Consider the following 11,485-nt stretch of genomic DNA (forward strand, 5'->3'; position numbering starts at 1 on the left):
TATTACGTAGTAGTATATGAATAGTTTATTAGGTCTTTGAGTGTTATTAATCCGGGCCTTGCATTGAGGACCCTTGGGATTAGGTTTACGATTACCGCAGCCGTGGCTGGATCGCCGGGCGTTCCAGTACTCCTCCAGGTGATTGATGGTTCACCCTCAAGCCTAACCTCCTCGAAGTCCTCACAGCCAACGCAGGCCCTTAACTCAACCCTAACAACCTCCTTACCATTGATGAAGCCACTTCCATGACCAACAACACCCTTTACCTGTCCAGGCTCGATCTTGAAGTACTGTGTTTCGTAATTTCTCTCCGCAATTAGCGCCTCCTGACCCTCCTCAACCCTGTCCAGTTTAAGTCCTATGATATTGGCCAGGAGCAATACCGACTCTGCGAAGCCTACGTGAGCCGTTATCTCGCCTCTATTCAATGAATCCGTGAATTGACTCGGCGTCATGCCCAGACCAATCTTCTTCTGAAATGAGTACCTCCTCTTTGAGGCATCTAGGGATCTAATCACGGTAATCCTATCAAGCCTCGTTAATGTCACGGATAACACAGCGGGTAATGCATCAAATACGAAGCCTGGATTAACACCAGCCCAAGTACCGTTACGTCATGGCCTCTCGCATAATTATCAACGAGCTCCGCGAGGTCTGGGTACCTGTACCAAGCCACGCCAGTGTTTCGCATGTTGACACCACGTCGGCGCCAGCCCTGATTGCCCTCATTATCTGTGGGTAGACCCTATCAAAGAAACTGCCTGTTGAGTGAAGAACCACGTCTGGCTTCGTATCCATGAGCACCTTATCGGCGTCACTCTCAACCCTAATACCCAGGGTTTTACCAAGCCCAATAACCTCACCAAGGTCCTTACCAACCTTCTGTGGGTCAATATCAATTGCACCAACGACGTCAAACCCCTATTAAACGCAACCCTGGCTATTAACTGACCAATTGGACCTACACCATAAACCACAACCCTAATAGTCATTAATTAATGGGGTAAAGCCATAATTTTTAATGATTATCTCTATCCACGGAAATCAACATATCATCCTTAATCAGCGCTTGGATCCCATCATCCCCCCCATCAGCCAACTCACATAATGTAATGTTAATCTTAAAACCTTTTACCCATATTTCATGGGTTTCACTATGACGGTGCCTATACGTATTAATCTCATATTAATTGCCGTGGAAAATACAATTATTAATGTGAAAATATAGTGTGTTTTCCCCCCATTTGTCCTTGTAATTACCTGTGTAGAAAGAGCATTGTAAATATTGATTTATGAATTGTTTATGGCTATGATTATTTATTAAGGATAGAATAATAACTAGAGTACAATGGCGGAACTATCAAGCTACATGGAGAGGGAGTATGAGGTTGAGTGCGATGGTCAGGTGGTAAAGCTAAAACCGGTTAAGGTATGGATGCTAGCACCAAAGGGTAGGAGGGGGGGCGTGATAATAGGGCTCTTTAAATGCCCTGGCGGTAAGGTGGTTAGGAAGGCTATTGGTAAGGCTGAGTAATTCAGGGCACTTAATGAGAATACCTTTTTAAAATTATTAATTTTCAAACTTAAAAATGCATAGTTATGATGCCATTGAGGCATTAACTGAGGAGTACCGGTCACGCTTTGTGAAGGTCATACAGCAAATCTGCAGGTGTAAGGGTGAGTATGAAAGGAATAGGGAGTTAATGAGGATTCTGGAAATTAGTAATAGTATTACTGAGTGCGTTAGGCAGAGAAAGCCCTGCGACTTAGGGTTCGTTAAGGTCAAGGTTGTTAAAAAATTGATTAATACCCAGGTAATTATTGTGCTTAATAATGAGGAGATAACCATCGAATCCTTTAACAAATTAGTTGCATCAGCCAAGTTCTTTAAGGAGTGGTATGATAATGATTGCTCGGTCGACTCATACATGCAGCCATTAATAGGCGCTGACCATTACGACCTAATCAAGGAATTCCTTACTAAGAATCTTGAGAAGCTGCAGTACATATGCGACGGTAAAACGCCAAGCCTAAACCTCGGTGATTTACCGATTTACGTATCCAACGGCATTACCAGGGCAATAAACGACCTGGTTAAGAAAACTTAAAGAATTCACTAACCAACGGCTTAGTGAATGATGCGGGAACCATTCACGCTTAAGTTAAGCGGTCACTTATTTGATAGTGAGGACTTACTGCCTAAGTACGTGGACTTAATTCGTGAGTTTTGGAAGAATGGCTATAAGATGGCTGTGGTAACTGGTGGTGGGTCCCTAGCACGTAAGTACATAGATATTGGTAGGAAAATGGGTATAAACGAATCACTACTGGACATGCTCGGCATATCGGCCAGTAGGTTAAATGCCCAGTTATTAGCCGCCGCCCTCAGCGATATCGCCTACCTACCAATACCCACCAACATAGATGAGGTCTTTAGGGCATGGTCAACAGGTAGGTTAGTGATTACGGGTGGTTTTCAACCAGGCCAATCAACAGCCACAGTGGCGTTGCTCGTGAGCGAGTCCCTAGGTATTAAGAGGTTAATTGATTGTGCAAACGTAGACGCGGTTTATACGAGTGATCCGAGGGTTGATCCTAATGCCAGGAGGCTCGATAGGGTGAGCATTAGTGAGTTAATGGCCATGCTTAAGTCAAGGACGGTGGCTGGTACTTACGACTTACTCGATCCATGGGCACTAAGCATAGCCCAGAGGAGTGGTATTACGATCTACGTGGTTGGTTGTGGTAAGTTAGGTTCATTGAGGAGACTCATTACCGAGGGTGTGAGTGATGGTACTATCATTACACCATGAAAGGACGGGCTTAACGATACTACTAATGACCTGCCCAACATCACCCGTGAACTCACTCAGTAACTTTTCAATTAATTCCTTATAATTAATAATTAGTTCCTTCGTGTCATAACCAGCCCTGGCGTAAATGCACGCTCTAATTAATGTTGCTAATTTATCCGAGAGATTCACGATTTTACCCTCAATGCTCAGTCCATACCTATACTCACGGAAGTAGCTACGTAATTCCTCAGGGAATTGAAGCTCATTGAACAGCCTAACCTCTAAATCCCTCCAATTACTAATTAATGAACGGGCGCTATTACCCACATTGCCTATTAAGGCTTCATGAGCGTCGTGTATTAGCGCCATTGATGCGCACTTATCAAAATTAATATTACCATCAACCTTATGCACATTATTGCAGAGGATTAGCGCAAGGTAGCTAGTAAGTAATACATGGTCTCCAACACTCTCAGCAATGGCTTGGGGAACACCGCGCTGTAGCCATCCAATCCTTGGGGTATTAAGTATCGTATTTACGACATTAACCACACCTATTAATGACGACACCTTGAATGACGCGAAGGCCCTACTTAAAAGGTTTTTAGTATTGTTCATAAAATGCTTGGGTAATGCTGCCCGATATTGACGCTGTGACTAGGGATGACCTAATGAGATTAATTACCAAGTATAGGTTAAGGCCAATAAAGAGGTTAAGCCAGCACTTTGTAGTTGATCCAACGGTCATAAGAGACATTATCAAGCATGTACCAGGTGGTTCGAGAGTTCTTGAGGTGGGTACTGGAATTGGCGTATTAACGTATTACCTAGCAGGGTGGCTTCTCAGGTAATTACCATAGAGGTTGATGGAAGGCTTATGAGAATCGCTGAGCATGTATTGAATGGCTTAAGTAATGTATCCATGATTCAGGGCGATGCCTTGAGGATTCCATGGCCAAGCATTGATGTCTTGGTATCTAATGTGCCGTACTCAATAACGTCACCATTAATAATGAGGATAATTAGGGAGGGCATTCCAATGGCCTTATTAACTATACAGCGTGAAGTTGCCAATAGGCTTGTTAGTGGACCTGGTGGTGATGATTATGGAAGGTTAAGCATAATTACTCAGTGTAATTACTCAGTGAGCATACTGAATACGTATGCGCCCGACTCCTTCTACCCAAGCCCCCCCGAGATTTACTCATCATTAGTTATGATGATTAGGAAGGAGCCCTGCTATAGTGATATGAGGATGCTGGAGTCCGTGACGAACATACTCTTTAGGCATAGGAATAGGGTGCTCAGGTGGGTTCTCAATAAGTATCTCGGCCCTAATGCCGTTAATGCCGTGATTAAGGCGGGCATTGATGTGAACGCCCGTGTTAGGCAGCTGGGAATTAATGAGTTAATTGAGATTGCAGATTCACTAAGACCCTTTATTAATGATCGCGGCAATCTTACGAAGTGATTACTAGGCTCATTAAGTCCCTGGCGGCTATAACATTCATGAAAACCTCAGAAGCCTCAGCGGCTAAAAGCTCCGGGTCGGAGTACCTGTTACTAATGTGCGTTAACACAAGCCTCTCAACACCGGCCTCCTTAGCCACCCTAGCCGCGTCCACGGACCTTGAGTGACCCTGATTCCAAACGAGGCTTCCATCCTCAACAGCCGAGAATGTTGAGTCATGAATAAGTAACTGCGCGCCCCCCCGCGATATGTCTATGACGGAGTCCGTCGGCGCCGTATCCCCCCCCGTATAGACTATCTTTACCAAACCACTACCCTTAACCTCAACAACATCCTCAGGCTTTATGACCCTACCATCATCTAGTACCACAGTTTCACCCATATGAAGTCTCTTCCAAAGAGTTACGGGAACTCCCAACTCCTTAGCCCTCTCTGGATTGAATTTACCAATGTACGTCCTCCAATTAAGGGAGTAGGCGCAGTCGGGCACCGTATGCCTCGCCAATACGCATTGCAAGTTGAAATTCTCTTCATTAATAACATCTTTAGTACTGATTGATGGCTCGACCTCGTAGATCCGTACATGAAATGGCGGATCTCCAACAATCTCCATACTACTTTTCACGAAATTCGTAATACCAGTGGGGGGGCCGCTTATGACCAGGTCCTCCTTCCTACCCAGCATTGCCATCGTCGCTAGTAATCCAGGTAGTCCAAAGATATGATCGCCATGTAGGTGTGAGATGAATATGTGCGTTATCTTCAATGGACTTACACCAACCTCAAAAAGCCTATACTGAACACCCTCACCAGCATCAAGTAGTATTTTTCGTAACCCATCTTCAATCAGTATAGCCGGTAAGTACCGATCCTTACCTGGCGTCCCCGCGCCGGTCCCTAAAAACGTAATTCTTACCAGCATCCACCCCGATTAACTTAGGTTTATTTAAATAAGAATCCTCCTGAATTAATAAAGTGAAATGAGTAATGAGATTAATATTGAAGATTTAATCCGGAACTTTAGAGTAGGCTTCGATAAGGCAGGTCTAACGATATACGTAATACCGAAGAAAGACGCGGAATCACTGATGGCAGGTAAATCGTATTATTTCAATAATGAGGATGTTCAATTATATGGTACAAAGGTTATACTTCACTTACCATGTAATGGGGGGGCTATACATGGGAGATACCTAGTACGAGGTGACGATTATGTGAAGGGACTATACCTAGTAATTACTAATATGGAGTGCGACGTGGATATTTCATGGAATGAGGAGGGTTTAAATACGAGAATGCACGTGAGGTCTGACGAGGCCTTAATCGTGATCGTGAGGCTCATGATGTTTAAATATCATAAAGCGAAACCAAATAGCCATGCCCTCAGAATTATGAGGACCCTAAACCTTTCAGGTAAGTTTTTATACTCTGACGCTAACCGTGAAATTCAGGTATTTGGCATACAGAAAATACCTACCCTGCAAACCCAAAGTACCTGCGTAACTGAATTCTCTATTAAGCAGTGGAAGCTCGTCTTTGGCAAATGTGGTTTTGTGACTGAGGTATTTAATGATGGTAATACTACCGCATTGCTCATAATTGATGTTAATTCCATGGTAATTAGCCGGTACTTCCCATCGCTTAATAAATGGTATGAGCTAAATAGGGTCTCAGGCTTCAATAACTACTTAGTTGTGTTAGATGGCGAGGTTTGAGTGCTTTATGAAGATTGAGTTTAGGCGTGGACTGTCAAGCATTATGACATTGTTCACCATGTTTATCCTGAACTCCTTAAGTATTAACTGCGTATAGAGGTACATTAATGCCTTGCTTGCATCATCATAGTCAATACTTATGTGAAATTGCTTCCCAACTCTCTTAATCCAGTCGAGGCATGCGTCATGGGATGGGCACGTGCTTTTACAATCATGGTTTGAGAATGTTGGTGTTAATACGATGAATTTATGACCTCTAATGTCTATGAATGCGCCGTAGTTTGTTGGTATTACTATCTTCATGCCGTGCTCGTTAGTCTCGAGCTTAAACCCTAGGTAAACCATGGCGGTTGGTACGTAGTAAATCCTATTCGCTCCCTACTCAATCCCATGGTCCTCACCTCATCATTACTTAACTGCCTAATCCAACCAAAGTCCTCAAGGACCTTCACATGCCTGTGAACCACGCCCTTAAGCATGCCAAGTTCCTGGGCTAATGAAGTCACGGTCATGGGACCCCCCCTACTAAGCATATCCATTATACTTATCCTAACATTATTGTTCAGCAATGCATCAAAGGATTCAATGGGTAAAACGGCTACTGACTTTACATTAATCTTAAGCATGTCCAGCCCCACAGTCGCCATGTTTATCCTAATCATTTTACGTACACAAAAATGTAACCTCTGAGTTTAAAACCCTATTTTGGTAAACCATAGGAGTTAGTAAGCGCTGATAGCGTTGAGCACTATGTGGAGGGGGGGGAGTATTAACGAGATTGAGAGGATTAGGGAGGTAATTAGGGTAGAAAGGGGTACGCCGCAAATCGGAGCATTAGCTTTCGGCATAGTTGATAGGGGCACAAACATAATTGAGGTCAGGCCAACAACATTATGTCCGCTATCCTGTATATATTGCTCAGTGAATGCTGGCCCGAGGTCAACGAATAGGTGGGCGGAGTTTATTGATGATCCTGAGACGCTATTAATGGCGTTGGATGAGGTAGTTAGGTTTAAGGGTACGAGGGATATTGAGGTTCACATTGATGGTATGGGTGAACCTGGTGTTTATCCTTATCTTGTGGATCTCATTCGTGGTATTAAGGAGATCGATGGTGTTTCAGTAGTATCGATGCAGACAAGGCTATACATGTTCACTCCGGAGGAGCTCAGAGAATTAGCCCGGGCAGGTTTGGACAGGATAAACCTGAGCATTGATACGCTAAATCCCGGGCTGGCTAAGAAGATAAGTGGTGCGCCGTGGTATGACGTTAATCGTGTTAAGGAATTAGTGATGCAAGCCCTCGAACTTGGGATTAACGTGATTGCATCTCCCGTTTGGTTACCTGGCATTAATGATTATGACATGGTCGAGATAATCAAGTGGGCTAAGGAGACGGGGGGGCTAGGTAGGGGGGGTGAATTACCACCAGTGCTCATTCAGAAGTACATACCGCATAAGAGGGGGGGTAGGAAGGTTAGGGTTAGGGTTATGACTTGGCGGGAGTTTGGGATAGAATTAAGAAGCTTGAGGATGAATTGGGCGTTAAATTAACGGCAAGTAATGAGGAGCTGAACATACATAAAGCCCCTAGATTGCCGAGGCCGTACAACGTTAATGAGGAGGTTAGGGTCAGGATAATTAGTAGGGGGGGGATAATTAGGGGGGGTGAGTTCTTGGGCGTAATCCTGCCTCTGAAAAATACGGCAATGCATGATAGGGTCATTACCGTGATTGCAAGTCCTAGCATGGAGAAAGTGCTCATTGGAAATCAGGTTAGGGTTAAAATCATTGAGAATGATGATAACATATACATTGGTAGGCTCATTTGAAATTATGTATTGCTATATTTAATTATATATTTATAAATTAAGCCAATTTGAGTAATACTTAATTCACCCAATACGTTACTTTGCTTGGTATGGTTGTTAGGGTTGCTGTTGTTAGTGGTTCTGGTCGTGGTATTGGTAGAGCTATTGCGGTTAGGTTAGCTAAGGATGGTTTTCGCGTTGTTGTTAATTATAAGAGACATGATGAGGAGGGTGAGGAGACCATGAAGTTGATCAAGAGTGTTGGTGGTGAGGCCATCATGGTTAAGTCGGATGTGGCCACGGCGGAGGGTGCTAAGGCGTTGGTTGATGAGGCCGTTAAGCAGTGGGGCTCGGTTGATGTTGTCGTTAATAATGCTGGCCTCGGAATAATGAGACCCTTTGTGGATATTGATGAGGGTTTGTGGGATAAGATAATAAACACGAACCTGAAGTCGGCTTACCTATTGACTAAATTTGCTGTGCCATACATGATCAAGAATAATTGGGGGGGTAGGATCATAAACATGAGCTCCATTGAGGGCATAATGGGCGCTGCCTATAATGTTCCATACGCAACTGCTAAGGCAGCCTTAATAGGATTCACGAAGGCCCTAGCCGCCGAGTTAGCGCCCTATGGGATAACCGTCAACGCAATAGCCCCAGGCCTAGTAAGGACTAAGATGGGCATGAGCCTATTACAAGTACTCAATGTTAGGGAGGAGGATTGGGTAAAGATGGGGGGGACGCTCACGGGGGGGGAGGATTATCGAGCCTGAGGAGGTCGCGGACCTAGTAGCATTCCTAGTGAGTGACTCCGCAAAGAACATAACAGGGCAGGTCTTCATAATAGACGCAGGAACAACAATACTACCAGCGGCGAGACACCTATCAAACATGCCCAGGTAATTACCAATAATTAAAAATCATAATACCCACTGTTCCTGTCTATACGCCATATCCCAGAATAAGTACTCGTAGACGCTGGCCTGCCTAAATATGCCCAACAACCTATCAAAGTCCCTCATTAAGTAATCACTGGCTTCATCAATAATAGCCCTAAGTCCATCGACAATACCCGCGTACTCAGGGGGGGTTAAGTAAACCGAGGCCCAGTCCCTATAAACCCTCACAGGATTCTCGCTTAGTTTATTAGCGTGATACCTAGCAATTTCCAGGTATGTCCAGTAACACGGTAGTATTGCGACCAAGCCCTCGTAAGGATTACCCAAGGCGCATGTGGTTAGTAGGAAGTTCATGTACGCGATATTTGTGGGGGGGCTAGGTCTCACCTTAATAACATCATCAATACTTAAACCGAGGGAGTTGAGCAACCTATTGTAATTCTCAAGTTCAGTAGTTACATCAGCAAGCGCCAATTCGAGTACCCTCCTCATGGCCATGGGATTCTCAAGCTTAGACGCGATCAGTGCTTGACACCTCGTTAGTGTTATTAGGTAATTATAGTCCTGAATGACGTAGAACCTAAACTTCTCAAGTGGTAACGAGCCACTGAATAGTTCGGTAACGAATGGGTGGTTGATTATTTTACGCCAAACATCATCCGACTGGTTCCTAAGAAGTTCGGTAATGCGGCTGTTCATTATTAAGTAGTTATGAAACTCTAATTAAAGCGTTATGAGGCTTTACCACCCGTGCCTCTATTGGTCTTGTTTAATGAGTTCCTCAATGCCTTTATAAGTTCCATGGCAACCTCTCCCTGCCTATTTATGAACTTCTCGTAGATCTTCCTAGCCTCATTCTTGAACGTGAACAACACATCATCAGGCCTTAATGAGCCATTAGTTATCTCCATTAGGGCCTTCTCCATGCGTGACCTAAACAATGGATCGATAAGCTCATTACCGGTCTTACTAAGTACGTTAATCACGGCCTTACCTAACGGTGTCGGTATACACTGCCTATTCCTAATCTTGAAGTATCCACGAATAACGTTAGTGTGTATGTGGTCCTGCATTGTCGCGTCAGTGCCAATGCCATACCTCTTCATTAACCTAAGCAGCTCTGACTCAGATAAGTAGGGTGGCGGCTCGGTCTCCCTCTCCTCAATCCAAGCCTTAACAATACTTAATTCATCACCAATCTTCACCCTTGGCAATACCTTCTCACTCGGGCTTTCAAATGGGTATATGATTAGGTAGCCTCTATCAATTATCTTCAAGCCATCCGCACTAAACCTGTGCCCGGACACGTCAACGACGATTTTCTGCCTCTCAACACGTGCAGGTGGGCTTAACGTCGCTAAGAAGTGCCTAACCACTAAATCATAGATCTTCCAATACCTCTCATTCTTAAAGTACCTGAGTATCTCCTGCCTCGTTGCACCTCTAGTTGGGTATATTGGCGGGTGTGCGCCATCATTACTGTCACCACGTGTTGGCCTTATGCTCATGCCTAACAAGGTCTTTACGTAGTCGCTATGCTCACCACGGGCTAATTCAAGGAGTACCTGCCTAAGGCTCAATGTTGGTGGGTAAATCGTCGTTTCAGTCCTTGGGTATGAGATGTACCCATGCCTATAAAGCTCCTCGGCAATGTCAAGGGCCGCCTTAGGCCTAATATTAAGGAACCTACTGGCTCTCCTCTCAAGCTCTATTGTGTCTAATGGAGCTGGTGGTTCCACGGAATCCTCCCTGTAGTTGGCAATAATTACCCTAGCCTTGGACTTGCTCCTCACGAGACTTAATGCCTTCTCTGCCTCCTGCTTATCCTTAAATGTGCCCTCATGATTAAGCGTTATTCTTACGCCATTAGCATCAACCATAATGTGGAGTGTATAGTATTTCTCAGGCTTGAAGTTCTCCCTCTCAAGGGCCCTCTGAACGACTAGGTTAAGTACGGGTGTTTGGCATGGACCGTAACTAAGGAAGCTACCCTTAGCCAATGCATTCCTATCAGCCTTCTCAACACTTAGGGTTAACGCTCTCGTGAATACCGCGCCCAATGTTAAGTCTAGAATCATCCTTGTAAAAACCCTCTTGGCAAGTCCAGGGTTTAAATTCGTTGGTGAGTTAAAGGCTTCAATAATATCACTCCTAGTTACTGCTGAGAACAAAACCCTCTTGAATACCGCCCTTGGATTTACATTTTTTACAATCAACATTGCCTCATAGGCTATGGCCTCGCCCTCGGAATCCGCGTCCAGAGCTAAATAGACAGTACTTGTGACAGCCCCTAAGTGCGACAGCGCTCTCACGTAACTTATGGTGTCCTCCCTAATTACGAGTATTGGCTCCACATCAAATAGCTTTGACGGCTCTACCGAGTGCCATTTATTCAATTCCTCCGGAAAGTCCACATCCATTATATGTCCCTTAAGGCCAACACTAACCCACTGCCTATTGTCCCTTATGAACCAGTACGTCTTAATACCATAAACTTTCCTAGTAGTTATGCTACCCTGAGCTAGGTACTTGGCGATTGCCCTAGCCACCGAATCCTTCTCAGCAACCACCAGAGAGTCAATAATCATTAACCCTACACCAGCTCTTTCGAAACATTTATTAACTTATTAATTAATAAGCATAGCAACAAATGGTGTTGTGAATGAGCGAGAAGAAACCAGAAGAGAAGCAGGCAAGGAGACCACCCTACCAGCAATACCCGTCATACCCACCTCCGCCACCCCCCCCACCGCCGCAAATGCCGCCTCCACCTCCACCCCCCCAGTATAGG

At 44.6% G+C, this 11,485-nt stretch carries 13 protein-coding genes and 2 pseudogenes; 7 read left to right on the plus strand and 8 right to left on the minus strand.

Annotation, left to right across the window (positions count from 1 at the left end):
* Positions 1-2 precede the first annotated feature (2 nt).
* Positions 3-557: a hypothetical protein gene (locus JCM11217_RS15255; RefSeq protein ID WP_243678765.1), complete on the minus strand. Its 555-nt coding sequence runs from the start codon at positions 555-557 to the stop codon at positions 3-5.
* Positions 558-609: 52 nt separating this feature from the next.
* Positions 610-804, minus strand: coding sequence for a hypothetical protein (locus tag JCM11217_RS15260; protein ID WP_243678766.1), 195 nt, complete (start codon positions 802-804; stop codon positions 610-612).
* Positions 805-1,348: 544 nt separating this feature from the next.
* Between JCM11217_RS15260 and JCM11217_RS07965 the strand changes: the two genes are divergently transcribed.
* The 3 genes from JCM11217_RS07965 to pyrH are packed head-to-tail and all read left to right on the plus strand — an operon-like array spanning position 1,349 to position 2,813.
* Positions 1,349-1,534, plus strand: a complete 186-nt coding sequence (locus tag JCM11217_RS07965; RefSeq protein WP_054842602.1) for a chromatin protein Cren7 — start codon at positions 1,349-1,351, stop codon at positions 1,532-1,534.
* Between the two features lie 55 nt (positions 1,535-1,589).
* Entirely contained in the window at positions 1,590-2,108 is a 519-nt protein-coding gene (locus tag JCM11217_RS07970) for a hypothetical protein (RefSeq protein ID WP_054842603.1), read from the plus strand.
* Between the two features lie 27 nt (positions 2,109-2,135).
* The gene (gene pyrH / locus JCM11217_RS07975; protein WP_054842604.1) at positions 2,136-2,813 is read left to right on the plus strand and encodes a UMP kinase; all 678 of its coding nucleotides are present in this window, start codon (positions 2,136-2,138) and stop codon (positions 2,811-2,813) included.
* Here the strand turns inward: pyrH and JCM11217_RS07980 are convergent.
* Entirely contained in the window at positions 2,757-3,365 is a 609-nt protein-coding gene (locus JCM11217_RS07980; protein WP_054842605.1) for an HD family hydrolase, read from the minus strand. The genes pyrH and JCM11217_RS07980 overlap by 57 nt on opposite strands.
* A 101-nt stretch (positions 3,366-3,466) precedes the next feature.
* Between JCM11217_RS07980 and rsmA the strand changes: the two are divergent.
* A pseudogene (gene rsmA / locus JCM11217_RS07990) lies at positions 3,467-4,266 on the plus strand (16S rRNA (adenine(1518)-N(6)/adenine(1519)-N(6))-dimethyltransferase RsmA).
* On the opposite strand, the gene JCM11217_RS07995 reads toward rsmA, so the two are convergent.
* The gene (locus JCM11217_RS07995) at positions 4,256-5,188 is read right to left on the minus strand and encodes a ribonuclease Z (protein ID WP_054842608.1); all 933 of its coding nucleotides are present in this window, start codon (positions 5,186-5,188) and stop codon (positions 4,256-4,258) included. The pseudogene rsmA and the gene JCM11217_RS07995 overlap by 11 nt on opposite strands.
* Positions 5,189-5,246: 58 nt before the next feature.
* Between JCM11217_RS07995 and JCM11217_RS08000 the strand changes: the two genes are divergently transcribed.
* Positions 5,247-5,981, plus strand: a complete 735-nt coding sequence (locus tag JCM11217_RS08000; protein WP_054842609.1) for a hypothetical protein — start codon at positions 5,247-5,249, stop codon at positions 5,979-5,981.
* On the opposite strand, the gene JCM11217_RS15265 is transcribed toward JCM11217_RS08000, so the two are convergent.
* On the minus strand, positions 5,964-6,326 hold the full coding sequence (locus JCM11217_RS15265) for a hypothetical protein (RefSeq protein WP_243678767.1): 363 nt from the start codon (positions 6,324-6,326) through the stop codon (positions 5,964-5,966). The genes JCM11217_RS08000 and JCM11217_RS15265 overlap by 18 nt on opposite strands.
* Positions 6,314-6,643 carry a helix-turn-helix domain-containing protein gene (locus tag JCM11217_RS15270; RefSeq protein WP_243678768.1) on the minus strand — a complete coding sequence of 110 codons (330 nt, stop codon included), beginning with the start codon at positions 6,641-6,643 and terminating at the stop codon, positions 6,314-6,316. Before JCM11217_RS15270 ends, JCM11217_RS15265 begins: the two co-directional genes overlap by 13 nt.
* Positions 6,644-6,731: 88 nt before the next feature.
* Here JCM11217_RS15270 and JCM11217_RS08010 point away from each other — a divergent pair.
* Positions 6,732-7,813, plus strand: a pseudogene (locus JCM11217_RS08010) (radical SAM protein).
* Between the two features lie 89 nt (positions 7,814-7,902).
* A complete protein-coding gene (locus tag JCM11217_RS08015; RefSeq protein WP_243678769.1) occupies positions 7,903-8,568 on the plus strand; it encodes an SDR family NAD(P)-dependent oxidoreductase in 666 nt (221 codons plus the stop codon).
* 147 nt (positions 8,569-8,715) lie between these two features.
* Here JCM11217_RS08015 and tenA read toward each other — a convergent pair whose 3' ends face one another.
* Complete coding sequence (gene tenA, locus JCM11217_RS08020; protein ID WP_054842610.1) at positions 8,716-9,393, minus strand: thiaminase II; 678 nt, start codon at positions 9,391-9,393, stop codon at positions 8,716-8,718.
* Positions 9,394-9,425: 32 nt separating this feature from the next.
* Positions 9,426-11,282, minus strand: coding sequence for a DNA topoisomerase (locus JCM11217_RS08025; RefSeq protein ID WP_054842611.1), 1,857 nt, complete (start codon positions 11,280-11,282; stop codon positions 9,426-9,428).
* Between the last annotated feature and the right edge of the window lie 203 nt (positions 11,283-11,485).

It is taken from the genome of Vulcanisaeta distributa JCM 11217 (assembly GCF_001316005.1).
Taxonomy (GTDB): Archaea; Thermoproteota; Thermoprotei; order Thermoproteales; family Thermocladiaceae; genus Vulcanisaeta; species Vulcanisaeta distributa_B.

Coding starts and splice junctions, on each gene's coding strand:
- JCM11217_RS07970 (WP_054842603.1), top strand. CDS start 1,590: ATGCATAGTTATGATGCCATTGAGGCATTAACTGAGGAGTACCGGTCA.
- JCM11217_RS08000 (WP_054842609.1), top strand. CDS start 5,247: ATGAGTAATGAGATTAATATTGAAGATTTAATCCGGAACTTTAGAGTA.
- pyrH (WP_054842604.1), top strand. CDS start 2,136: ATGATGCGGGAACCATTCACGCTTAAGTTAAGCGGTCACTTATTTGAT.
- JCM11217_RS07995 (WP_054842608.1), bottom strand. CDS start 5,188: ATGCTGGTAAGAATTACGTTTTTAGGGACCGGCGCGGGGACGCCAGGT.
- JCM11217_RS07965 (WP_054842602.1), top strand. CDS start 1,349: ATGGCGGAACTATCAAGCTACATGGAGAGGGAGTATGAGGTTGAGTGC.
- tenA (WP_054842610.1), bottom strand. CDS start 9,393: ATGAACAGCCGCATTACCGAACTTCTTAGGAACCAGTCGGATGATGTT.
- JCM11217_RS15265 (WP_243678767.1), bottom strand. CDS start 6,326: ATGGTTTACCTAGGGTTTAAGCTCGAGACTAACGAGCACGGCATGAAG.
- JCM11217_RS08025 (WP_054842611.1), bottom strand. CDS start 11,282: ATGATTATTGACTCTCTGGTGGTTGCTGAGAAGGATTCGGTGGCTAGG.
- JCM11217_RS15270 (WP_243678768.1), bottom strand. CDS start 6,643: ATGATTAGGATAAACATGGCGACTGTGGGGCTGGACATGCTTAAGATT.
- JCM11217_RS08015 (WP_243678769.1), top strand. CDS start 7,903: ATGGTTGTTAGGGTTGCTGTTGTTAGTGGTTCTGGTCGTGGTATTGGT.